This window comes from Bradyrhizobium sp. USDA 376, assembly GCF_054063675.1.
The window spans coordinates 6,980,785-7,003,539 of sequence record NZ_JBSSGN010000001.1; the positions used below are offsets into that span (position 1 = coordinate 6,980,785).

Here is a 22,755-nt window from a genome sequence, read left to right on the forward strand (position 1 = left end):
AACGACGACACAGCGCGGTCGTCGAGGACGCGCACAGAAGACCCTGTTGAAATCGCACCGCCGGAGTCTGCACGCGTCAGCGTGCGCACCGCGCGTAAGAATGAAATGCTGCGCAAGGCCTGCCCCGCACATTCAGCGCGCGCGCGGGCCACTGTCGGGCACTGGCTGCGCCGACTGTCGGTATCGAGACCAATGTCAGCAACTTGACGCTACATGCCGCGACGAAGTGCCTTCGCAGCCTGCGAATTCACTTCGGCACGCGGTTTGCTTTGTTCACGGCATCATCACCAATCGCATGCGGTGATCTTCGGGGCGGACTCGGCGCGCGTCGCTGTTAGCGTCTGGTCCGCCCCGACGGTTTGCTGCGCGATAGCTTAAGGACGCTCGGTCGTGGACCGAGAAAATGCAGGGAAGTGTTGGATGCGATCTGGAGTTCTTCTTTTAGGAGCCACGACCATTGCGTTCGTCGCAAACGGTGCAGCGAATGCGGCAGACCTTGAGCCAGAAGTGAAACTGCCACCCGCGGTGTGGAACTGGTCAGGCGGCTATATTGGCGGACACGTCGGCGGCGGGTACGGCCGAACCTCCTTCAGCAATCCCTACGGTCAGTCAATCTATGGCGGTGTCGTCGATACCCCAGTGTTTCTCGCGGGTGGCCAGGTCGGCTACAATTGGCAGAACAGCAGTTGGGTGTTTGGTCTCGAACTCGACGCCAGCGGTGTTGTCTCCGAAGGCACAAACACCTGCCTCGCCGCCTCCGGCTTCGTCGTGAGCGCAAACTGCAAGGCAGGTCCCAACCTCTTTGCTACCGGGACAGCCCGCGTTGGTTACGCTTTTGGCGCACTCGGCCACACACTGGCCTATCTCAAGGGAGGCGTAGCTTGGCAAAACAATCGGGGCGACGTCATCAACAACAACGAATATTACGGCTCTTACACCCAGGAGAAAACCCATTTCGACTATGGTCGAGTCGGTAGCATCATCGGGCTGGGCGTCGAGCAAGCACTTACGCCTGCATGGTCGGTCAACGTCGAGTATGACTATCTCCATTTCGGCGGGCCGAGTGTCGCAACGCCTCCGACGGTGCAGGATCCGCCGTTCGCAATTCTTCCGGCGAACATAACCAGCCTCTCCAGCAGCTATCACATCGGAAAGATAGGGTTGAACTACCATTTTGGCGCCGACCCGTGGGCGGTGCAATGGCCCGACGCGCCGCTATACGCAAAAGCCCCCGCCAGCGCGCCGCCGATTGCTTACACGGCCGGTTGGTCGTTCGAAGGCGGATCGCGGCTCTGGCTCAGCCGGGGACGCTTCCAATGGGACCACAGCGCAGTGGGCGCCGGCGGCCTTGATGACCCCAGCATTCTTCAATCGAGGCTCACCTATCACGGACTTGACGGACTTTCCGGAGAGCTATTTGGCCGTGTTGACAGCCCGTGGGGAGTGTTCCTGAAGGGCAACATTGGCCTCGGGCGCTTCGACAAAGGACACATGAACGATGAAGATTGGGGGCTCCCCCCGAACTTCTCCTATGTCAACACGATCTCAGGCCAGGCAAACGGGAGGTTCACGTACTACACGGCCGATGTAGGTTACGATTTCCTGCGCGCCGCCAACTACAAGGTCGGCGGATTTATCGGCTGGACCTACTACGAACAGAGCTCCGACACGAGGGGCTGTGTACAGATAGCTCACCCGGAACCCTGCTTGCCGCCGGGTGACGACAGGGTCGTTGGAAGCCAGAATACTCAGTGGAATGCAGCTCGGATCGGCCTGAGCGCCGAAACCATGCTCACCGAGCGTTGGCGTTTGAACGCTGACGTCGCTTACCTGCCCTGGACCGATTTCAAGGGGCGTGACAACCATCTCTTGCGCCCTATGACCACCTTCGATGAGCAACGGGGCAATCGTGGCGGCGGCGTTCAGGTTGAAGGCGTCTTGTCCTACTTCATCACCAGGAACTTCAGCGTCGGCGTCGGTGGCCGCTATTGGGCGATGTGGACCAACAGGCGGAGCGATACGTTGCCGTGCAGCGACAGCGGCTGCGTTGGTGCACCCATATTTGCAAAGCACAGCATGGAGCGCTGGGGCACGTTCTTTCAGGCGTCCTATAGGTTCGATTGAAAAGATCACACCTATAGCCAAGCTCCAGGCCTCTTCGACGCTAAGAAATGGCGCGAATCGAGTAAGGATCATTAGCCATGTCCTTGCCGGGCGCGGGCCTTATCCAACTGAGCAGTTCGATCTTGAGCGCTTGGTCCCGGTAGCCGAGGGAGACCAGCGCATTGTGGGCGTCGGCCCATGACATCGCGCGAGCGATGTATCGCTCGACGATGTTGCGATGGTAGGCGCGCCATTGCGCGAGGTATTCGGGATCGAGCCGGTTGACAGCACGATCTCGCGCAACGCGCTGGATCAGCACGGCCTAGTCCTTGTAGGGCGGCACGCCGGGCGGGGGATCTTCCGGCTTATCCGCGTTCGGCTGCTCCTGTTCGGCCTTGTCCGCCGGCGGCTTGTCCGCATGGCGCCGGTCCTCGTGCTCGTCCTCTTTCGGCTTGCCTGCCATGGCACCCTCAGTGTTAGCGGCGCCGGGTCGACATCGCCCGGATGACCGCGATTGCGAGGTTTAGCGTCATCTCCTGCCGCATCACCTCGGCGAAGTCCTTGTAGAACGGCACGTCTTGCCGGATCGGGACCGACGGCCGCAGCGAATACATCAGCTTGATGCGGCCCTTCGCCTTGCGTGTCGATCGGCCCTGACGTTGGAAGATGAAGCGCCCGCGCTTGAAGCTGTTCCGTAAATTCTTCGGCTGCTGCTGCGTCCGCACGGCGCCGCCGCTCGTCCGCTGCACGTTGACCGACGACGGGATCGAGAGGTTGCCGCCCTTCGCCCGGCGCGTGCCGCCCTTGGCATGCAGAAACAGGTTCGCCCGACCGATCTTGTCGTAAATCTCGACCGTCAGATCGCCCTTCGTGGCGCGCGAGCCCTTCGTGGTCAGCGCGGCATTCATGAACGAACGATTCCGGACGGTCACTGACGACGGCCATGTCGTCTCGATCAGGTACGACCGGGTATTCTCGGCGGCCATGTTGAGTGTGGTCGCCATGATGTAGGGGATTTGATCGACCGTCGCGCCGAGGTCCATGGCACGCTGCGCGATCTGCGAGAAATCGAAATCAACCCCGAGCGTTGGCATGGGTGGTGGGTGTGCTCATAAGGCGTAGAGGTCAAGCTTCTGACGGCCAGGCGGAATTCTTACGCTTAGCCAGAGCCTTACTGCTTTTGCCCCTCAACGGAACATGTGCTCTCAAAAAAGCGAACGCTGCTGCTCTCCGGACTGCTATATTCTGGCTGCCGGGCGGCTCGAATTCTGGTGAACGACCATGAGGCGGCGCGATTTCGTTGCCTTGATCACGTTTGCGGCGTTGTCGCTTCCACGACGGGCGCTTGCGCAAAAAAAGCCCCTTCGGATCGGTTGGCTCGTGTTCGACGATGCATCGCTGGGGCGGATCGATCAATCGCTGAAGGATGCGCTCGCGCAGGGCGCCTTCGCGAGCGGCAGCAATCTCCAGATCATTTACCGTTACGCCGAAGGCAACTCGACGCGACTCCGAGAGTTGGCGGAGGAACTCGTTGTGCAGAAGCCCGACCTACTGCTTGCGATTGGTGGCGACCTCATCAAAGCGCTGTTCGATGCAAGCGGGGGCGTCATACCTGTCGTGGGTGGCGTCAGCGACAGTCCGATACGAGCAGGTCTGGCCACGTCTCTCGCCAACCCTGGCAAGAATTTTACCGGTGTAACCTTTCTTACCGATGAAATGGCGGTCAAACGGGTGGAATTGCTAAGCGAGGTAGCTCCTAAGGCAAAGCGGGTGTCAGTCATTTTCAATCCGCAACATCTCGATGATGAGCTAACGTTTGCACGGAAAGCGGCACAATCGCTTGGCATCGATATAACAGCGCATCCGATTGGTAGCCCCGGAGAACTTGAGCCCGCGCTTCGTGCAGCAAGTACCAATGGCGCGAACGGTTTGTTTGTGGTCGCCTCGCGCCTAACTAATTTTGTCGCCCCAAGAATTGCCCAATATGGATTGGAGCAGCGGCTTCCGGTCATCGCAGCGTGGCGCGAATTCGCCGCCAGCGGGGCCTTGTTGTCGTATGGACCAGATAGGATTTTTGAGGCCAAGCGCATCGCAGGTTACGTGCAGAAGGTGCTGAACGGTACAAAACCGGCCGACCTGCCGATTGAGCAACCAGTGAAGTTCGAGCTTGTGATTAATCTGAAAACAGCGCGCAGCATTGGATTGCCGATTAGCCGAGAGTTGTTACTGCGTGCAGATGACGTGATTGAATGACCGCTCTTGGCCCAACCCCGACCTCGAGATCCGCTCTCGCGCCCGCTAACAGGGGGGCAGCGGGCCACTGTCATATGCGCCCGGATCTGCGGCACGTGGTTCTTGAGTACGTGACCCCAAAAAACCGACCCCGCCGCCGGGATCGGTCGAACAGTCTTGCGTTAGTGGGAAATACCACGGCGGCCCGATCCATCAGCGCGTGGCTTTGGCCTCGGGCGCGTGCGCGAAGAAGGCACCGGTTTTTTCAAGTCGTCAACGTAATTTTCTGCGCGCTCTTTCGGCAGTTCGGGGAAGATGCCGGGCAAGAGATCGGCGTCCAAATTGATTACGTCGAGAGTAATCAGCCGTTTAGTCACCGCTTTGCGCAGCCGCGCGAGCACCTCGGCGTAGCTCATGACGCGCCCAATTTTTTCTGCTTCGATCCGCCAGGCACGATAGGCGGCGTTGAACCAAGCGAGATCACCGGTCGCGTTAGCGTGGTTGATTGTCTCTTGCACATGGCGAACCGCCGCATGCACCCGCGACATCGCCGCGTCGTGGTTCGTCAGCGTGATCTTCCAGCGCGCGGCGACCGCCTCGACTTGGCGCCGGGCGAACTCGGCGCGGACCGCAAGCCTCCCCTCGGGATCGCGCGGCAGCACCTCGGTCGCCTCGGCCACGATCGCCTCGGCGGTGTCGCGGTCCTTGACCCAATACGCGCAGCCGATCTCCGACCACGGCCAATTGTCCCGGATGCCATCGAAGGTCCGGCCGAGGTCGCGGGAGACGCCGACGATGCACGGCTCGCCGCGCGGGATCGTGGCGATATAGATCGCCGCCACGCCGAAAACGATCAGGTACTCCCTGTCCGCGCCATGGGGGATTTCAAGGTCCATCGTATCTCCACCCGCGCTTGCCGTCGCTCATTGATCACCTTGCAATGCGGCGTGCAGCGCCGCCGCCGCTTCCGCGCGGCAGGCGTCGCGCAGTTTCGCGGGCAAAGCCGCCCATGGCTTTCCCCGACGCCGGGCTTCCTCGCCGACAACCCTGTTCGCGACCGCGTCCCTGATCGCGATGGCGGCGGTCTCAATCATCGCCTCGGTGATCCGCATGGTGCCCTCCCTTAGAAGACCGGCACGAGCTCGCCGCGCAGACCCTCGGCGATGACATCGCAGCCGCGATCGTGGTTGGCCCGCCATGTGTCGGCATAGCCGCCGCGCTTGACCGCGACCCATCCCGCGTCGCGTTCGAGAGAGTGCGCCAGGGCGACACAGTTGACCGCCCGGAGCAGATGCATTTGGCCGAGCAGGTAGCGGGCGGGCCAGCAGATCGCCGCCTCCATGCGGGTGACATCGCTGAAGGACGGCAGCAGGCGCGTGCGGTTCTGCATCCGCATCGTTTTCTCGAGTTCGCCTTGCGCCTGTTGAGCGAGCAAGTCCTCGAACTCGTAACTGTAGGCAGGCCACGGCGCGCCATAGCCCGCGACCGCGCGCATCGGGATCAGGCGCAGGGTTCGCATCGCCTCGGCGAGACGCTTGCCGACATGCGGGCCGCTCCAGACCGAGGGGGCGATGTCCTCCATTACGGCGTCTTCGAGCGGGTTGAATTTCAGCGGGTCATCCCGGCGGATCACGGGCACGTCACTCAAGGGCCATCTCCTTCTGCTTTTCGGCCAGTTCCTCGAACCGTTGCGTCTGCACGTCGAACCCCATGTTGATCGCGCCCTTGAAGCCGGTTTCCTCGAACCGAACCTTGGCGATGTGCACGGTGGATCTGTTGGCTTCCGGCGCGCGTTCGATGACGACGCCGTGGTCGCATTTGTTGAACCAGTGGGCCGACCCCTCGATATCGTAGAGCGTGGCGGTTCGGGCCCGGCCGTGCTCCCACACGTCCTTGGTCGGGTGCGCCAGGACGATCACGGCCACCTCGTACTGCCGCCCGAAGCGCTTCAGCATGCGGATCGCCCGGCCGATGTATTCCGTCGAACTCTCATCGCGGCGCCGGGCGTGCTCGATCTCGTTCCATGGGTCGATGACCAGCACACGGATGCCATCGCGCAGCACCGCGTCGCGGGCCTTCTCGATGATCCATTCCAGCGTGATATCTTCCTCGTCAGCATCATTCGGATCGTGGTCGATGAACGTGAAGCTGCCCTCGATGAACTCGTCGGCCTCGGCCGGCGCAGCCGCGGTGCCCGCGATGATCCGGCGCAGCTTGTCGCGGAGATGCGGCACCGTTGGCATCTCGGCGGAGAAGACGGCCGAACGCCATCCGTAGGCGCGGGCGATGTTGACCAGCACGTTCAGCACCCAAGTCGATTTGCCGTGGCTCGGGATGCCGGTGACGACCATGAACTCGCCCGGGAACAGTTTCAGCCAAGCATTGTTGGCGGACGCGACGGTGTCACCGTCGAACAGGGGCCAGCCAATCGAGATGGGGTGCAGCGCCGGGAGCGCCGGATACTCCGAGAGCCGATAGAGCCCGCGAACCGGATACTGCTTGGCATCCCGCAGCACGGCGCTCACCGCATCGCGTCCGTACTGGCGCAACACGTCGTTCAAATCCTTGCAGCCCGCCGGGAACGTCACGAACAGGCACCGCACGGCGCCGAGGCGACGGACGATCTCGGCAGCGAGCCGCTGCCCTGGCCCATCGTCATCGACCGCAAGGATGAACCGCTTGATCCGCTTCAACCGATCCCGGTTGAGCCACAGGAACTCGAATTTGCCATTCGCCTCAGTCTGCGGATCGAGCGGCGGCAAGCGTCCATCCTTCGGCACGGGCGGCGCACCATCGGGCACCGAGACAGTGAGCGGCCACCCGCAATCGACTGCGACCATGCCGTCCTCGATACCCTCGGTGATGACGAGCGCTTGCGTGCCCGCTTCCAGCATCAGGTCATCGAGCACGTCGGCGTTCCAGAACGTCCGCTTTCCGCCCTTGCGATGCCAAAAGAACTTCTCGCCATCGCGCTCGGTGCGATATTTCTCGTTCACGACCACGCCGTGCTCGATGAACGGATAGACGAGGATGTTGCCGCGCGGATTGGCGACAACGTGACGGTTCGGCTTCTCACCGACGAGAGTACCCGTATAAATCTCGAACTTGGCGGCCAGCTCGGGCGATATCCCCCGGGCCTCGAAGAACTCGACGTGTCGCGTCGCGAGCGTCGTCATAGCGATAGCTCCCATGGAATTCGTCGCAGTGGAAACAGCGGAAGAAAAAACCGTCCGCATCGCAGCGGATGGACAGGCACTTGTGGGTCTTCTTGCGCCGCAGATGTGAGCAGGCGGGGCAGCGGAGTTCGTGGGTGCCGCTGTGCGAGCGCGGGTCGAAGCCGATCCGGGCAAACATGCGCAGCACCTCGTCCAGCGACAGGCGGCGCGTCATGGCTGCACCACCCTCGACGGTTCATGTTCCGGCGGGGCCCGGATGATGGCGCCGATGTACTCGCGGGGATCGTGCTTGGTGGACGCCTGTTCGATCGCCGCCCGCGCCAGCGGGACTTTGCCGCCCTTCGCTTTGAGCAATCGCGAGACGAGGCCGCCCGCAGCACTGCCGAGGACTTCCTTGCCGCGCCGGAACAGTTCGGTCTCCGCGTCGGACGGCGGTGGCGCCTTGGCCGTTCGCGGTGGCGGGACCGTCTCGCCGAAATCCAATTCGCCAGAGCCCGAGCGCGCGCCAATCGGCGCGGCATGGTCCTCGGTCCTAGGTCCATGGTCCACGGTCCTAGGTCCAAGGTCCGTCGATGAAGCCTCGCGAGGGCTCGCGAGCAATCGCGTAGCCTCGCTGACAACCGGCAAACGCGAGGGCGTCGGGCGATCAATCTTCTGGTGTTTCAGCCAGTTATCGATTTGCAGATAGGTGGAGCCCTCAACCACGTAACGGGTGATGCAACCATGACGCTCAAGTTCGGCGAGCCAGCCGTCCATGAGCCCCGGCGCATCGTCATCGTATGGGTAGAGAAGGCTCGCGAGCATTCGCGAGGCCGCGCGAGCCCTCCCTTCGTCATCGGCGAGGGTCCACAATTGGATGAACAGCAGGCGCGCATCCCGGGACAGCTTGCCGATGGTCTCAGATTGCGGAAACTCGGGCTTGATCGTCCTGATGCGCGCCATCAGACCCTCCCATCATTGGCTCGATAGACGGCGGTCGCGAAACCTGGCGGCGTGATGCTGCGGGTGTCGGCGCGATCGGCAGTCGGTGAGAAATTGAGGATTGCGGAGCCCAGCACCGGCTCGACGCACGTCGGCTCGGCGAACAGATCACCGATCCGGACCTTCTCGGGCATGACGAACCCGCCGCCGACCCACAGGCACGTTTGCTTCGTATAGGGGTCGCTGTAGCCGCAGGGATCGAACGTGTAGTCGGGATCGCGCCAGTAGGTCGAAAGGGTCGAGACCGGGTTCTCGATCATGTAGGGCGCGCCGCTGTCCTCGCAGACGCGCCGACAGGCATCGACCACTTGCAGCGCATGGATCAGGGCGCCGAGGCCCTTACCCTTGAACCAGCGGGCGCTCGAGACCGCGAGATGCGAGCACGGCGGAAATGCGAAGACGATGACGGGGCGCGGCAGATGCGCGGGATAGCGCCATTGCGTGATGTCGGCGACGATGTGATGGCGGCGATGGTGCTCGCGCGGCGCCGGTTGGAGATCGACGGTGATCGCCGAATAGCCCGCCTCGATCCACGGCAGCACCATGGTGCCGGTTCGATCGCAGAGCGACAGGACGATCCCGCCCGCGTTCATGCAATCCTCCGCCGGAACAGTGGTGAGGTTTGCAGCGCGAGCTTCGGGTCGAAGACCGAGGCTTGATAGTGCCAGAGGGCGAGTGCGTCGGCGGCGTTGTCATCGCACGGCGCCCAGCCGAGCCGATTGCATGCATCGATCGTCGCCGACTTCGCTTCCTTCCGCTTGATCCGGTTGGTGCCGAGGAAATGCTCGCGAACTTCCGAGACCTTCGCCTCGCGCACGTCATAGCCGCCTGAGTGGCCGAATTCCTCCACCACGGCGCAAAGCCCGATCAGCACGCGGATGATGTGCGCGGTGGTGAAGCCCGCCATGTGCTGGGGCGCCATCGGCGCCTCGAATACGATCAGCCGCACGTCGGGATTGGCGGTAAGGAAATCGGCGAGCCACTGTCGGCATGCCGAATAGACCGTGCCAAGACTGGCGCCCTGGCGCGCAAAACGCACTGAGCCCGAACGTGGGCGATCCTCAGAGGGATTGCCGCAGGCCCAGCCGGTGCGGGATGCGAGATCGAGCGCCAGAATGCGCGGGTCCATGCCGCGCCTCCGCTAATGAGCGGTGGCGCTATCGGCACCATTGACGGCGGACATCGCCGCCGCCCGCCAGAGCGGCAAATCCTTCACACCCTCGGCGGTCGCGAGCATCGAGAGGATGTGCTGCTGATCCTGTTCAAGCTCCTCGTAAATCTCGCGGTTCTTGGCCTCGTTGATCCTGATCTTGACGAGCGACCGAAGCTCCTTGGTCGGGATGCCGCGCGCCTTCCCTTCCTTGAAGCAGGCGTTGATGCTCTCGCGGATGTTGCGGCACCGGGCCATCGATGACCCGCGCTCGGACGCGAGATCGGCATGATAGCCGTCGATCTTGCCGAGGATTTCCTGCACGATCTCGGGGTCGAAATCGTTCGTCTGCGTTGCTGCTGGCTTCGCCATATGAAAGGTCCCTTTGCGTTGCGGGGCCTCGGCGAATTGGGATCATCGCCGGGCCGCGCGTGGTCGCATCGGAGCCCCGGGCATCAGGCCCTCCCGTAGTTGACGAACAGGCGATGGTGCTTCGGGCACCATGACGAGCCGGGCCGCTTCTTGGCGCCGCAGAACATGGCGAGACCGTCCTCGCCGCGCTCGTTCAGCACGGCGCGGCAGTGGAAGCGTTTGGCTTGCAGGAAGGGCACGGGCTTGCTGTTGACGGCCTCGATCGGCGCGAGCTTCCGCGCCAGGGCGACCGACGCCTCGGCTTTCGGCGGCTGCTTGGTGATGGCTTTAGTCATCGGCGACTGGCCCTCGGGACGTTTAAGCTTGAGGCGTGAGATTTTCCCGGAGACCGCACTGCGCGTGCGATGCATCGCATCGGCGATCACCGACGACGACGCGCCCTCGGCGACCCAGCGCCGCAGGGTTTGTTCAGCCGCATCATCCCATGTCGATTGATAGACCATCGGGCCGCCCCGTTTGTCGCGAAGCACGACGGTCGTTTTAATAGTCACTGCTTCGCGTCATCGTCATCTGTTTTCTGCGGCCCGTACCCACCAATTGCGTAACTCAGGACCGGCGGACAAATGCGAACGAACGCTGACAACTCGCCGCGAGTTCATTGGTTGGTGGCAGCAATTTCGACAGCACGTTGAAGTTGATCCGTACCCGCTTTTTTTGATCGCGCATGTTGACAGCTTGCTCGAAGCGGGCGGACAATCGCGATGACAGGCAGATTGAAGCAAACAATAACGCACTGACCTGATCACCACGGCGCACCGCCTGCGGACTACCAGCGGGCGGCCCTCACACCCGACAAAAGCATCATCGATGCCGCGCTCCAAGTGCACCTTGGGACCGGTGGGATTGGTTTCTGTGCGTTCCTTGCAACGCTGCAAGGCTTAGGGAGGTCGGCATGCAGTCGCTCCGGTGGGACGGGAAAACGATCACGGTGCCCGGCGTTTATCGGGATATCCCGCTGCACGACTATCACCGCGCCGACCTTTGCGATGCGATCAGCGTCTCATCGTCGATGTTTCGGCACATCGTTAACAAGTCACCAAAGCACGCCTTCGATAAATCGTCGCTCAATCCCGATCGCGAAGACGGCGAGACCGAGACCGAGGCGATCGTGCTCGGCCGTTTCGTGCACAAGGCGGTCGCTGGCGAGCCGTTCGATGACGATACAGTCATGCGCCCGGCCACCGTTGGCGGGTTCGCGTACAACGCGAACAGGAAGGAATGGCGGGATTGGCTCAAGGAGCAGCGCGGCGCCGGAAAGTATGTGATCTCGCCCGCCCTGGCGGAGCGCGCCAAGGGCATGATCATCGCGCTCGGTCAGTTTCCGCTCGTGCAGCACGGCATGCTGGGCGGATCGCCGGAGCGCTCGCTGATCTGGAAGGACTCGCGCGGCTTCTGGAAGAAAGCGCGGCCAGATGAAATCCCGAACGACAGCGGCGACTTCGTCGATCTGAAGTCGACGAGCTCGGTCCTCTATCGCGACACGCAGCGGTCCATCATCGACTACGGTTACCACCAGCAGGGCGCGATGGTGATGGAAGGCGCGCGGGCGCTCGGCATCCCGGCGTCCTCATTCACGCTGCTGTGGGTCGAGAGCAAGCGTCCGCATTGCGTCCGCGCGCAGACGCTCAAGGACGAGGACTTGGCGCGCGGCGCCGCCCTCAATGAACTCGCCGCCAAGACGTTCTGGCAGTGCTTCCAGAGTGGCGTCTGGCCCGGCCCGGGCGATGATCGCGCCGACGCCGAGTATGTCGATTTGCCCGACTGGTATCGCCAGTCTGTTGATGACCGGATCAAGTTCGAATTGCGGGAGGCTGCGTGATGACCGATCAAACCGTCACCACCGAGGCCCCGCAGACGCCGCCGCCCTCGCAACAGCAGGCGCAGCCCGATCGTGTGACCCGCCGCGACCTTGTGGAGGGGAACGCGGAGAAGGTGGTCAGCGAGCGCACCGAGGCCGTGACGCTGTTCAAGGGCGGCGGCGTGGACTACGCGAACCTCCGCGATCTGGTCGATGCCGCGAAGCTACTGGCGGCGTCCGGGCCGTACCTGCCGCCATTCATGCAGGGCAACGTCGGCGCATGTTTCGCGAATTGCATGCGGGCGCAGGAGCTTGGCGTCTCGCCGCTCGCCCTGGCGAAGTGGACCTATGTCGTCGAGCAGTTCGGCGGCGGCCAAAAGGTCGAGCAGATCGCCTACGAGAGCCAGATGTTTCACGCCGTGATCGAGGCGCGCGCGCCGATCACCACGCGCCTGCAAGTTGCCTATGAGGGCGAAGGCGACATGCGGCGGTGCCGGGTGTGGGCGACCTTCAAGGGCGAGAAGGAGCCGCGCTATTTCCCGCCGCTCGATGCCGCGCCGGATCAGTTTACACTCGGCAAGCTGCGCCCGAAGCGGAACGACAGTGGCCGGATCAAGGGCTCGCCGCTTTGGGACATCAAGCCCGACCTGCAACTGTTCTACAACATGAGCCGCGATTGGGCGCGCATGTATGCGCCCGATGTCATCTCCGGCATGTACGGCCGCGACGAGATGGAGGACGCGGGCTTCACCGTCGCGTCTGAGGCCGCTCGCGATGTCTCGCCTCGTCTCGCCGAACGCCTGCGCGGCACCGCGCCCTCGATCGGTCAGGCGGCTATCGCCGCGATCGATGCGCAGGCTGCAGAACACGCCCCGAAATCAAAAGCGAAGGCGCCTGCCGAGGGACCCTCGGGCGACGCTTAAGAAGCTGGAAGGAGTGGGAAATGCCTGACTTCTGCGACCCCGACGGCTCGTCCTGTGCTACGCCCATCATCGCAACCCGGCTCAGCGACGTTCTCCGCATCGAGGCGGCCCCGCGCCGTGGCGACGCGGCCTCCCGCCCGTTGCTCTCACCGCAGGACATCCGGGTCATGCTGCTCGCCGAGCAGGAGTTTCGCCGCCAGCGCGCCGCGCGCGGCTACATGAAGCAGTGCGATCAGGCGTTCGCCTGCATCGTCAAGGGTTATGGCGCCCAGCCCAGCATCGTCATTCGGCCCGATCGCGACCCCGAACTGATCGAGATGCGCCAGAAGATGATGGCGTTTGTGGCGGTCACGACCGGGGCCACTCACCGTCAGGTCGGGCTGGTCTTCAAGCGCGATCACTCCTCGGTCGGAACGGCCTGCGCCCGGTTTGCCGCCGCTGTTCGCGCCACCATCTCGTCGGTCCAACCAACGAGCGAGCCCGATGCGGAAACTGATGCGTGAGATTGTCACCTTGGTGCGCGAGGCCGGGGGCTCGGAGGTGTGGGTCTCCGAGGGCGGCAAGCACACGCGCGTCCACTTCACCGGCCCGAACGGCCGGAAATCCCATCTCCTGATCCATCGCGGCGAGACGGTCACCACCCGCTACGCCGCGATGATCCGCTCCCAGCTCCGCCGGAAAATTGCGCCATGAGCGCGCAAGCCTACCCACTGCACTGCAAGGACCGCGATTCCAAAGAAAGGAGAGCACTATGACCCTCGCGAGCGAAATCACCAAGTTGGAGACCGAGTTGCAAAGCTGCCGCGTTGAGACCGACGCGCTCGGCAAGAAGAACGCCGTCCTTGAATTTGAGAACGACAGCTTGAAGCAGCAACTTGCCAAGGCGAACGCCGATCGCGACGCGCTGATCCGGCGCTCGGAGGCGATCAAGAGCCTGCTCGATCAATGCGGCGCCACCTTGGTGCACGGCTTGAAGCAATACGCCGCCGCCGAGCGCGAGGTCGAGCGGCGCGAGGAGGCGAGCGGCGAGATCGAGGGCGGCATGGCCGCGATTGTGGCCCGCCGCAACGGCGGAGCCGTCCATACGGACGACCCGCAAACCGAGCACTGACCATGACAACGGGAGACTGACGTGAACACCGAACCGATGCTGCAATTCTTCGCCTACTCGCATTTGAAGCCCGAACTTCAACCAACCAGCGCCAAGTTTGCCGAGGTCGCCGAATGGGTGGTCTCGCTGCTGCCGCGCAATCCCGAGCGCACCGCCTGCCTTCGCAAACTTATCGAGGCGAAGGACTGCGCGGTGCGCGCCGCGATTTACAAGGAGGACGGACAATGAAAATCCCGAAAGGCGCCGACATCCAACTCAAGACTGAGGGCGGCCAGGTTGAATTGCACATCAACGCCGCGCTGACTACGCGCACGGCTGCGGCCGAACTGATCGCGGCGATGAATGAAGAACAGAGGGCCGAGGAACGGGCCGAACGTGACGCCGAGATCGCGCGCGACGCGGCCAACATTATCCTCGATCTGATGCAGGGCGCGCCCGTCAGCATCGCCTACAACATCATCGGCAACATCACCGTGTCGGTCTTCACAGCCGTGCCGTTCCTCGAATCCGGCGCCGCCTTGGAGGAGTTCGATCATTGGGCGGCGTACACGCGCCAGATGATCGCCGATCAGATCAAGGACCGGCTGCAATGAGGATGGGCCGTTCCCGACCGCCGATCCGGCTGCGCGTCAAATGCGCGGCGGCGCTGCTCGCTCTGACCGACGACAAGGGCGCTGATCCCATGGGAGCACGCCCAGGAGATGACTTCGGATCAGATCATCTCGCTGTTCCACTTCGACCACTATCCGATCCGGGCGGAGGCTGGCGGCCCGGCGCTGCCGTGGAATTTGGTGCCGCGCCTGATCCGCGCGCATCGGCGCAAGACCGCCAAGGTCGACTTGCCCGAGATCGCCCACATCCGGGCGGTGACGAAATCGGAGGCCGAGTTTCGCGCCCGGCTGCTGGCGAAGGACCGGGGCGAGCCGCGCCCGCCGAGCCGCTGGCCGAAGCGCTCGTTCCAGAAGCGGAGGGCGCAGCCATGAGCGCGGACAAGGCGTTCGTTCACACGACGGTGCCGTATGGCGACGACGGCAAGCTGGTGCGCGGGATCATCGCTCGATGCGGCGCGCCGGGTTGCGAGGCCGCGATCCCGCTGCCTGTTAACACCTTGCAGAATTCTCGCGGCGACGACACCGAGATCGAATGGCGGTTCATCGCGCGCAAGCTGGAGGCGAAGGGCTGGCGCGTTGGCCGCAGCCACGACGCCCATCGCTGCCCGCGCTGCTTCAAGGCCGCGAAATTCTCATCGATCAGGAAGGCGGAAGCCATGCAGAACGGAAATGCGATGACCGACAAACTCAAGGTCGTGAAGGACAACATGCGGGTGATGAGCCGCGAGGATCGCCGCATCATTTTCGAGAAGCTGAACGAGGTCTACGTCAACGACAAGATCGGCTATGGCGATGGGTGGACCGACGAGAAGGTCGCGAACGACCTCGGCATCCCGCGCGCATGGGTCAAGCTGATCCGCGACGAGAATTTCGGCGACGAGGTCGGCAACGAAAGCATCCGCGAGCAGATCAAGGACGCGCGCGAACTGCTCTCGCAGATCAAGGCGATCGAGCCGGGCATCAGCGAGGCGCAGCGGCTGATCGCGGTCGCCGACAAAATCGAGAAGTCGCTGGCCGAGATTGCCAAGGTGCTCAAGTGACCGAGGGGCCGGCCGTCCTGGCGACGATGATTTGCAGGAAATGCGAGCAGGAGAAGCCCGAGGCCGATTTCTACATGCAGGCCCGCGACGGCTATGCGCCCCGGCGGATGACAGTCTGCAAAGTCTGCCATCGGGCGCGCACCGCGCAGAGCACGCAGGAGCGGCGCCGTCGGGCGAGGGAAACGAGGCAATTGACGATGACCGAGGACGTAAAGGTGAGCGCGATCGATACCGCGAGCGGCCACCGGCTCGCGACCGTAAAGGAGGCGTGCCGCTACGGGAAATTCTCGCACACCAAATGCTACGAACTGATCAATGCCGGGCGGATCAAGGCGAAGAAATTCGACGCCCGGACTCTGATCGACCTCGATAGCATCGACGTCATGTATGCGGCGCTGCCCGATCTGGTGCCCAATCCGGGCGCTAAGTCTTAAGGGGCCCAGGCGATTCAAAGAAATGCGCCATCATCATCGCCACGACAGGACGGGCACTCATAAAGGCGCCGATGTCGGCTTTGAGGGCTAAGCTGAAATTTTCTGCTCAATCAGAGCATTGCCGATTTTGACCCAACTCAGACACCGCAAATGCAGCAATCGCCAGCATCATAACCAAAAAAGCCCCGGCGAGCCGGGGCTTTGGTTTGCGCAGACTGAAGCGATTAGTATCTGGCCGCGACCGGAGCGCCGTAGCCGCCGAAGCGATAGTTCAACCGGACGGTGACCATGTCCACATCCTGGCTGAACCGCTCGCCAAGGAGGGTGACGCCACCGGGCGTGACCACGCCTGCACCCACGAAGGTGCGGGTGTCATTCCCCATCCAGAGGTGGTCGTATTCAACACCGACCGACCAGTTCGGCGCGAAGCCATACTCCCAGCCGACGCCCAAGGCGCCGCCCCAGCGCGTGTGACTTGCCGAGTCCAGGCCGACTCCGGTGAGGTTGTTGAAGACATCAAGACGATTGTGGGTCACGGCGGCACCACCCTTCACATAGAGCAGCGAGGCGTTCCACGCCCAACCGAGTTGGGCCGTGAAGAGACCAATACCGTCGGTTTTTCCTGTGGTCGAAAGCAGCGGATCGATCAGGCTGACGCGCGTGTTCTTAATGTCGGCCCAATCGCCCTGCGCTTCCAATCCGAACACGAACTGATTGGTTTGCCAGCGATACCCGATCTGTCCGCCGACTAGGCCTCCGGAGCGAGAAGCGCAACCACCTGCGACTGTTCCAAGGTCAGTTACGAAATCCACGCAACCGCGGCTTTGGCCCCATCCGCCGTTAGCGCCGATGTAGAAGCCAGTCCAGTCATAGATCGGAGAGACAATCGGGGGCGGCGCCTTGGTGTACGGACGCGCCGCCAGATCAGCCGCGGACGCAGGAGCAGATAGACCCACGGCCATCATCCCGGCCGCGGCAACCAGAAGCTTCTTCATGTAAGTGATCTCCCCAGAAACAAATACGAGAAACGGCGTGACGCCCCACTTTCGGAATCAATATTAGCCGGTTCGACTCTTGGTTGCTGTAGCTCGGCTACAACACTTGCCTCGGAAAACATCGCGCAAAGTGTTGATTTTCATTAAGAAATAAGGAGCATAGTACCGCCAACGTTCATGCGTCACGAAAAGAAACCAGCCTGACGATCTTTTGGGCTGCGATCGCTGGCTCGAACTGCACGAGAGCGGGACCTACGTACGGCTAGGAGCCGGCGCGGCTTGAGGTAGATCAACTGCCGAAGACGAGCACCGACGTGGCTGCGACGGTGAAGACTGCGGCCAAAATGACTAGTGTGAAAAATACGCTGTCGTTCATTGTTCAAAATTAGCATGGGCCAATTTCGGCTGACTATGCAGTTTCTGCCAGTTCTGCCAAGGGAAACCACGGGATCGATATCCAAGAGCAGAAAAATCAGGGAATCCAACTCCAGTTCGGTTGCCCATTTTCTCCCGGTCGACAAGAATGGCTGCATTGTTAGGCACGTGAATATTTCACTAATGAAATGCAATCGCACCCGCAGTGATGGCGCAGGCATGCAAAGGCAGATTAGCGCTTTGAGGTCAGAGCGCGGCGTAACGCGGCACGAACTATCCGAAAGGGAAAAGCTGCTCGGCGAGATCCGACAGGCGATCAAGAAGCCTGGCGATGAGCAGCGAATCATCGCCTGGCTACTTAGCCGGCTCCGCATTCCTGACGCCGACCGCTGAACGCTCCGACGCGCGTCCGCGCCAACGACCGAGATGGGTCAGCCGGCCCGGCGTTACCCAGGCCCCCCTGCGAGCCGGCGCCTAGCCTCCGATCGGCCCTGAAAGCGTCTGCAACTCGGCCTCAATGGTCGCGATATCCTGCTCCAGCTGCGCAATAGACGACCGACAATCGAAGCCCGTCCTGGCCTTCAGGTCGAATGCCAAGCGCCGACGATGCGTCCTCAGATTCTCCAGCGACTGGCGGTCCTTAAGTCTTGTATAGCCGTCCACAATCAACTCAATCGCAGTCGACATAATCTTACCTCACAATCAAATTTCGGATCTGCAATACGGATAGGCTTTAGCGAGGAACGGGGGCGGAGTAAATCGACAAAGAAAAACCGCCGACCTTTGCGAGCCGGCGGGAGTTTGGACTGTAGATTGCGATCGGGGCTTCCGGTCGCCGTTCGACGGTAGCATGGCGGCACGCCAGCGAGAACCGCGTTACAAACCTGTGGCATGACCATTGCATAATTCAGGGCAACTGGGATTTCAGCGCTCAGTTAGAGAATAGGCGCTGCCGGGACGCTTATTTCGAGCCCGGCGACGCTTCACTTCCTTTCCCCTTGCGCCATCGCTACGGCGCATTTTGTTTCGACGGCCGGGATATTTGGCGCATGGCATACGACACGGCAACAGTACATATGCTCCGCAACGTTCTAGACGACGTTCTTTCCAGCCCGTCGTTCACTCGTCAGCAGCAGCGATCTGCCGTGGAAGTGGCCGAGCGTGTTCTCTGGCTCGCTTCGCAAGGGGAGCGTGAACCGATTAGGATCAAGCGGCACCTGCTAAATGAGTTCTTGGTGTCTGCTGAGAGTGATGCCGAACCGGTCGGCCCCCTCGCATGATCGACTGCTAGCGACTAAGCTCAAAGTCCGTTGGCCCGACTCGGACCTCGGGCGATGTCCGCCCTTCGAACCGCTGTTGATCATCCACCGCGCCTGATCCGCTACGTCTCTTTTGTAAGTACACGTCCGGAGACTACGACGGCGCCGTTCGCCGCCCGACGATATTGAGCCGCATGGCCGCCCTCCGATCCGGGCCCCATGAAAGGGCCCGGGCCCCGATCCGGGCTTTTTTAATGGGGATAGGCGGCTCCGGGAAAATACAGTATCGGTTTACAGTATCGCCCGGCGGCCGAAGATCAAAAGAACGTATCTTCTCAATGCCTTCGGCCATTTCGTCCCTTTCCCACAAGGGGAGAGGGTAAGAACTACGCCGCCACCACGCGCGGCGGCTCCACGGCATCCGACGCCTGCACCGGCTTGCTCAGCATCGTCACCTCGCTGAAGCCGACGGCCTTCAGCTGCTCGCGCATCAGCGTGCGCGCATCCGGCGCCATCGAGGCATCGGGCACCACGACGGCGCGGGCGCTGGTCGTCAGCAGCTCCGCCGGAAGGTCGGAAGCACCGCCGGCGTCGAGCAGCACGTGGTCGTAGGCGCGCAGCAGCGCGTCGATTGCGAGGCTCACGCGCGGCGATTGCAGCAGGCTGCGGTCGAAGCCGGGACGGCCGGCCATGACCAGATGCAGCCGCGAGAGCTTGTCCCGGGTGATGACCTGGGCGAACGAGGCTTCGCCCTGCATCAGCTCGGCCAAGCCGGGCGCGGAGGCATCGACCGACACCGCGGCGATGGTCGGCGAGGACGCGGCCAGATCAACCACGACGACGCGCGCGTCGCGCGCCAGATGGCGGGCGAGCGTCAAGGCCGACAGCGTGACGGCTTCGCCAGACGCGGTGCCGAGCACCGTGACCTTCTTCGCTGCCGCGCCTGCGGCACGCAGGCTACCCGCCAGATGCTCGATCTCGGCGAATTCGGCGACGCCGGCATCGGCCGTCATCTCCGGCTGAAGCGGCGCAGGCTCTTCGATGACCGGTTCGACGAAGGGCTCGACCGCCGGTTGGACCAATGGTTCCTTGCGAACCGCCGCCTGGGTTTGCGCCGGCGCCGGGGTGAAGGCAGCCGCCGCGCGCGGCGCGGTCTGGCGGAGCAGCTCGCCGGTGACGACGACGCCCGACGAGAGCAGCAGGGTCGCGATGGTCGCGATCAGCACGATCGGGAGCTTCTTCGGATAGGCCGGCGTGTTCGAGACGATGGCGCGCGAGATGATGCGGCCATCGGTCGGCGCGGTGTCGATGGTCTCGCGGGTATTGGCCTCGCGATACTTCGCGAGATAGGTCTCGAGCAGGTCGCGCTGCGCTTTGGCCTCGCGCTCCATTGCGCGCAGTTGCACGTCCTGCCCGTTGGTCGAGGTCGCCTGCTTCTTGAGCTGCTCGAGGCTTGCGGTCAGGCTGTCGACCCGGCCGCTGGCGATCCGGGCGTCATTCTCCAGCGAGCGCGAGATCTTGCTGGCCTCGTCGCGGATCTGGGTTTCGAGATCACCAAGCTGCGCCTTCAATTCCTTGATGCGCGGATGGTTGCCGAGCAGCGTCGAGGACTGTTCGGCAAGCTGGGCGCGCAGCGTCACGCGCTGCTCGGACAGCCGCCGCATCAGCTCCGAATTCAGAACCTCCGACGCCTCGATCGGCTTGCCGCTCTGGAGCATCTCGCGGATCAACCGCGCTTTCGCCTCGGTGTCGGCCTTCAGCGCACGCCCATTGTTGAGCTGGGTGTTGACCTCGCCCATCTGCTGGTTCGACAGCGTGGTGTTGTTGGTGCCCACGAACAGGCTCGACTTGGAACGGAAGTCCTCGGCCTTGGCCTCGGCATCGGAGACCTTCTTCCGCAAATTGTCGATCTCACCCGCAAGCCACTGGCTCGCGTTCTTGGCCTGGTCCTGGCGCGCATTCTGCTGGAGCACGAGATAGCCCTCGGCGATCGAGTTGGCGACACGTGCGGCAAGGTCCGGATCGGCGGACTGGAATTCGACGACGATGACGCGCGACTTGTCGACGGCGTAGGCCTGGAGCCGCTCGTAATAGGCGTCCAACACGCGCTCTTCCGGCGTCATCGAGAACGGATCGCGGCCGATGCCGACGAGGGCCGCCAGCGACTTCAGCGGCGAAATGCCTTGCAGCACCGGATCGAATTCGGGGCGTTCGGCGAGCTTGTTCTTCTTGATGATCTCGCGCGCGAGATCACGCGACAGCACGAGCTGCACCTGGCTGGTGACGGCCTCGGCGTCGAGCGCCTGCCGCTCCTCGGCGCGATCGCTGTTCGGGCGCAGGAACACGTTCTCGCGGCCATCGATCAGGATGCGGGATTCCGACTTGTAGCGCGGCGTCACGAAATTGACGGCAGCGATGGACGCGACGAGCGCCAGCACCGTGGGCACGATGATCCAGCCGCGCTTGCGCGCCAGTGCCGCGCCGAGCGCATGCAGATCGATGTCACCGGATTCGACTGCGGCCTGCTTCGCGACAGCAGGCGCAGGCTTTGCTTCAACCTTGGCGGCTTCAACCTCCGGTGCGGCTTCGGCCACCTTGGTTTCGGTCACCTTGGCTTCGGCCTTGGACTTCGAAACAGCCCGCTCGATCACCGCCTTGTCCTTGCCGGCACGCCAGAACGCTAAACGCATCGAACACTCCCGCAGGGCAACGCCGCGACTCTACCTCAACCACGGCGATTACACTCCATTAAGGTTGCCGCTGGGTTAATCGCGTCGTCTCGCGCCTCGCGCGCGCGCGCTCCTCACCGTTTGTTAACCACGAAGGCTCTTAATCCATCTCGATATTTCCTGGAATTGTTCGCTACTCGCCGTCGAGCGCTGGTTTTGATCATGCCCCCCTCACCCGACCAGCCGCTTCGCATCCTGCACGCCGTGCGCGCCCCGGTCGGCGGCATCTTCCGTCACATCCTCGACGTCGCCAACGGCCAGGTCGACCGCGGCCATCACGTCGGGATCCTCGCCGACAGCCTCACCGGCGGCGAACGTGCCGACAAGGCACTGGCCGAGCTCGCGCCGCGGCTGAAGCTCGGCGTGCACCGCATGGCGATCCGCCGCGAGCCGTCGCCCGATGATGTCATGGTGTGGATGCGGATGCGGCGCCTGATCGCGAAGCTCAAGCCTGACGTCATGCACGGCCACGGCGCCAAGGCCGGCGCCTTCATCCGCATGCGGCGGCGCACCGACGACACCATCCGCATCTACACCCCGCATGGCGGTTCGCTGCACTATCCGCTCAACACCTTCAAGGGCGAGTTCTACGCCCGGCTCGAACGCTCGTTGATGGGCGCGACCGACCTGTTCCTGTTCGAGAGCGCCTTTGCCCGCGACACCTATCAGCGCATCGTCGGCACGCCCAAGGGCGTGGTGCATTGCGTCTTCAACGGCGTGACGCCGGAGGAGTTCGAACCTGTCATCACCGCCGAGGATGCAACCGACCTCTGCTATGTCGGCGAGTTCAGGCACATCAAAGGCGCGGACCTGCTGGTCGATGCCGTGGCACGGCTGCACGAAGGCGGCAAGAAGGTCACGCTTACGCTCGGCGGCGACGGCGAGGAGACCGCGGCGCTGAAGGCGCAGGTCGAGAAGCTCGGCCTCTCCGGCGCCATCCGCTTCGTCGGCCACGTCAAGGCGCGCTACGGCTTCTCCAAGGGGCGCTTGCTGGTCGTTCCCTCGCGCGGCGATTCCATGCCCTATGTGGTGATCGAGGCGGGAGCGGCCGGCATCCCGATGATCGCTTCGAAGATCGGCGGCATCCCCGAAATCTTCGGCACCGACAGCCCCGCTCTGTTCGCGCCGAGCAATCCCGAGGCCATGGCCGAGGCGATCGCTGCGGCGCTGGACGATCCGCAAGCGACCGCGCAACGCGCGGTATCCTTGCGCGAGCGGATCTCCGCGCATTTCTCCCAGCAGGCCATGGTCGACGGCGTGCTCGCGGGCTACCGCGATGCATTTGCCAATCATTAACCATCCTTAAGGCCGCTTTAGAAAATCTTCCGATTTATTCGGTAATCGAGTGCCAGGGGATGCTTGCCCGGGGCCGCAAAGTCGTTGCCCGCGGGTTCTTGGAATGGACG

General features: G+C 63.0%; 29 protein-coding genes. 14 read left to right on the forward strand and 15 right to left on the reverse strand.

All coding sequences use genetic code 11. The features are described 5' to 3' along the window. Window positions 1-420 precede the first annotated feature (420 nt). A complete protein-coding gene (locus ACVJ19_RS32555) occupies window positions 421-2,124 on the forward strand; it encodes an outer membrane beta-barrel protein (protein WP_453953214.1) in 1,704 nt (567 codons plus the stop codon). 40 nt (window positions 2,125-2,164) lie between these two features. Here the strand turns inward: ACVJ19_RS32555 and ACVJ19_RS32560 are convergent, their stop codons facing one another. Genes ACVJ19_RS32560 through ACVJ19_RS32570 form a run of 3 tightly spaced genes read right to left on the reverse strand, consistent with a single transcriptional unit; the run spans window position 2,165 to window position 3,197 of the window. Further along, window positions 2,165-2,422, reverse strand: a complete 258-nt coding sequence (locus tag ACVJ19_RS32560; RefSeq protein WP_028154636.1) for a hypothetical protein — start codon at window positions 2,420-2,422, stop codon at window positions 2,165-2,167. Window positions 2,423-2,425: 3 nt separating this feature from the next. Then, the gene (locus tag ACVJ19_RS32565; protein WP_155258309.1) at window positions 2,426-2,566 is read right to left on the reverse strand and encodes a hypothetical protein; all 141 of its coding nucleotides are present in this window, start codon (window positions 2,564-2,566) and stop codon (window positions 2,426-2,428) included. Between the two features lie 13 nt (window positions 2,567-2,579). Next, window positions 2,580-3,197: a hypothetical protein gene (locus ACVJ19_RS32570; RefSeq protein ID WP_028154635.1), complete on the reverse strand. Its 618-nt coding sequence runs from the start codon at window positions 3,195-3,197 to the stop codon at window positions 2,580-2,582. Between the two features lie 187 nt (window positions 3,198-3,384). On the opposite strand from ACVJ19_RS32570, the gene ACVJ19_RS32575 reads away from it, so the two are divergent. Beyond that, window positions 3,385-4,356: an ABC transporter substrate-binding protein gene (locus ACVJ19_RS32575; RefSeq protein ID WP_028153571.1), complete on the forward strand. Its 972-nt coding sequence runs from the start codon at window positions 3,385-3,387 to the stop codon at window positions 4,354-4,356. A 161-nt stretch (window positions 4,357-4,517) separates the two neighbouring features. Here the strand turns inward: ACVJ19_RS32575 and ACVJ19_RS32580 are convergent, their stop codons facing one another. The 9 genes from ACVJ19_RS32580 to ACVJ19_RS32620 form a co-directional block, all read right to left on the reverse strand. Beyond that, window positions 4,518-5,231: a hypothetical protein gene (locus ACVJ19_RS32580; protein WP_453953215.1), complete on the reverse strand. Its 714-nt coding sequence runs from the start codon at window positions 5,229-5,231 to the stop codon at window positions 4,518-4,520. Between the two features lie 27 nt (window positions 5,232-5,258). Then, window positions 5,259-5,447 carry a hypothetical protein gene (locus ACVJ19_RS32585; RefSeq protein ID WP_028153569.1) on the reverse strand — a complete coding sequence of 63 codons (189 nt, stop codon included), beginning with the start codon at window positions 5,445-5,447 and terminating at the stop codon, window positions 5,259-5,261. 11 nt (window positions 5,448-5,458) lie between these two features. Continuing rightward, window positions 5,459-5,983 carry a hypothetical protein gene (locus ACVJ19_RS32590; protein ID WP_155258121.1) on the reverse strand — a complete coding sequence of 175 codons (525 nt, stop codon included), beginning with the start codon at window positions 5,981-5,983 and terminating at the stop codon, window positions 5,459-5,461. Then, the gene (locus ACVJ19_RS32595; RefSeq protein WP_049831973.1) at window positions 5,976-7,511 is read right to left on the reverse strand and encodes a DnaB-like helicase C-terminal domain-containing protein; all 1,536 of its coding nucleotides are present in this window, start codon (window positions 7,509-7,511) and stop codon (window positions 5,976-5,978) included. The genes ACVJ19_RS32590 and ACVJ19_RS32595 overlap by 8 nt, the downstream gene beginning before the upstream one ends. 210 nt (window positions 7,512-7,721) lie before the next feature. Further along, window positions 7,722-8,453, reverse strand: a complete 732-nt coding sequence (locus tag ACVJ19_RS32600) for a hypothetical protein (protein WP_212481408.1) — start codon at window positions 8,451-8,453, stop codon at window positions 7,722-7,724. After that, complete coding sequence (locus ACVJ19_RS32605; RefSeq protein WP_453953216.1) at window positions 8,453-9,085, reverse strand: hypothetical protein; 633 nt, start codon at window positions 9,083-9,085, stop codon at window positions 8,453-8,455. Before ACVJ19_RS32605 ends, ACVJ19_RS32600 begins: the two co-directional genes overlap by 1 nt. After that, on the reverse strand, window positions 9,082-9,621 hold the full coding sequence (locus ACVJ19_RS32610; RefSeq protein WP_208088754.1) for a hypothetical protein: 540 nt from the start codon (window positions 9,619-9,621) through the stop codon (window positions 9,082-9,084). Before ACVJ19_RS32610 ends, ACVJ19_RS32605 begins: the two co-directional genes overlap by 4 nt. 12 nt (window positions 9,622-9,633) lie before the next feature. Beyond that, a complete protein-coding gene (locus ACVJ19_RS32615) occupies window positions 9,634-10,014 on the reverse strand; it encodes a hypothetical protein (protein WP_208088753.1) in 381 nt (126 codons plus the stop codon). An 83-nt stretch (window positions 10,015-10,097) separates the two neighbouring features. Further along, on the reverse strand, window positions 10,098-10,565 hold the full coding sequence (locus tag ACVJ19_RS32620) for a GcrA family cell cycle regulator (RefSeq protein ID WP_208088752.1): 468 nt from the start codon (window positions 10,563-10,565) through the stop codon (window positions 10,098-10,100). Window positions 10,566-10,966: 401 nt separating this feature from the next. Between ACVJ19_RS32620 and ACVJ19_RS32625 the strand changes: the two genes are divergently transcribed. From ACVJ19_RS32625 to ACVJ19_RS32670, 10 genes are all read left to right on the forward strand, one after another. Further along, a complete protein-coding gene (locus ACVJ19_RS32625; protein WP_208088751.1) occupies window positions 10,967-11,893 on the forward strand; it encodes a PD-(D/E)XK nuclease-like domain-containing protein in 927 nt (308 codons plus the stop codon). After that, complete coding sequence (locus ACVJ19_RS32630; RefSeq protein ID WP_212481402.1) at window positions 11,893-12,795, forward strand: recombinase RecT; 903 nt, start codon at window positions 11,893-11,895, stop codon at window positions 12,793-12,795. Before ACVJ19_RS32625 ends, ACVJ19_RS32630 begins: the two co-directional genes overlap by 1 nt. Window positions 12,796-12,815: 20 nt before the next feature. Beyond that, window positions 12,816-13,298: a hypothetical protein gene (locus tag ACVJ19_RS32635; protein WP_212481401.1), complete on the forward strand. Its 483-nt coding sequence runs from the start codon at window positions 12,816-12,818 to the stop codon at window positions 13,296-13,298. Beyond that, the gene (locus ACVJ19_RS32640; protein ID WP_453953217.1) at window positions 13,291-13,488 is read left to right on the forward strand and encodes a hypothetical protein; all 198 of its coding nucleotides are present in this window, start codon (window positions 13,291-13,293) and stop codon (window positions 13,486-13,488) included. Before ACVJ19_RS32635 ends, ACVJ19_RS32640 begins: the two co-directional genes overlap by 8 nt. Before the next feature lie 58 nt (window positions 13,489-13,546). Continuing rightward, a complete protein-coding gene (locus ACVJ19_RS32645; RefSeq protein ID WP_453953218.1) occupies window positions 13,547-13,906 on the forward strand; it encodes a hypothetical protein in 360 nt (119 codons plus the stop codon). 21 nt (window positions 13,907-13,927) lie between these two features. After that, window positions 13,928-14,134, forward strand: a complete 207-nt coding sequence (locus ACVJ19_RS32650; RefSeq protein ID WP_453953219.1) for a hypothetical protein — start codon at window positions 13,928-13,930, stop codon at window positions 14,132-14,134. Further along, window positions 14,131-14,499 (forward strand): hypothetical protein, encoded by a 369-nt coding sequence (locus tag ACVJ19_RS32655; RefSeq protein ID WP_453953220.1) that lies wholly within the window; start codon window positions 14,131-14,133, stop codon window positions 14,497-14,499. The genes ACVJ19_RS32650 and ACVJ19_RS32655 overlap by 4 nt, the downstream gene beginning before the upstream one ends. A gap of 108 nt (window positions 14,500-14,607) precedes the next feature. Further along, a complete protein-coding gene (locus tag ACVJ19_RS32660; protein WP_453953221.1) occupies window positions 14,608-14,889 on the forward strand; it encodes a hypothetical protein in 282 nt (93 codons plus the stop codon). Next, on the forward strand, window positions 14,886-15,557 hold the full coding sequence (locus tag ACVJ19_RS32665; protein WP_304567012.1) for a hypothetical protein: 672 nt from the start codon (window positions 14,886-14,888) through the stop codon (window positions 15,555-15,557). Before ACVJ19_RS32660 ends, ACVJ19_RS32665 begins: the two co-directional genes overlap by 4 nt. Then, window positions 15,554-15,991 (forward strand): helix-turn-helix domain-containing protein, encoded by a 438-nt coding sequence (locus tag ACVJ19_RS32670; protein WP_207794713.1) that lies wholly within the window; start codon window positions 15,554-15,556, stop codon window positions 15,989-15,991. The genes ACVJ19_RS32665 and ACVJ19_RS32670 overlap by 4 nt, the downstream gene beginning before the upstream one ends. A gap of 224 nt (window positions 15,992-16,215) precedes the next feature. On the opposite strand, the gene ACVJ19_RS32675 is transcribed toward ACVJ19_RS32670, so the two are convergent. Next, window positions 16,216-16,986 (reverse strand): outer membrane protein, encoded by a 771-nt coding sequence (locus tag ACVJ19_RS32675; protein ID WP_028153552.1) that lies wholly within the window; start codon window positions 16,984-16,986, stop codon window positions 16,216-16,218. Between the two features lie 849 nt (window positions 16,987-17,835). After that, window positions 17,836-18,048: a hypothetical protein gene (locus ACVJ19_RS32680; protein ID WP_453953222.1), complete on the reverse strand. Its 213-nt coding sequence runs from the start codon at window positions 18,046-18,048 to the stop codon at window positions 17,836-17,838. Window positions 18,049-18,410: 362 nt separating this feature from the next. Between ACVJ19_RS32680 and ACVJ19_RS32685 the strand changes: the two genes are divergently transcribed. After that, window positions 18,411-18,641 (forward strand): hypothetical protein, encoded by a 231-nt coding sequence (locus tag ACVJ19_RS32685; RefSeq protein WP_028154370.1) that lies wholly within the window; start codon window positions 18,411-18,413, stop codon window positions 18,639-18,641. Between the two features lie 365 nt (window positions 18,642-19,006). Here the strand turns inward: ACVJ19_RS32685 and ACVJ19_RS32690 are convergent, their stop codons facing one another. Beyond that, the gene (locus ACVJ19_RS32690) at window positions 19,007-21,310 is read right to left on the reverse strand and encodes a GumC family protein (RefSeq protein WP_456739478.1); all 2,304 of its coding nucleotides are present in this window, start codon (window positions 21,308-21,310) and stop codon (window positions 19,007-19,009) included. 201 nt (window positions 21,311-21,511) lie between these two features. On the opposite strand from ACVJ19_RS32690, the gene ACVJ19_RS32695 reads away from it, so the two are divergent. Next, entirely contained in the window at window positions 21,512-22,645 is a 1,134-nt protein-coding gene (locus ACVJ19_RS32695) for a glycosyltransferase family 4 protein (RefSeq protein ID WP_453953223.1), read from the forward strand. Window positions 22,646-22,755 lie beyond the last annotated feature (110 nt).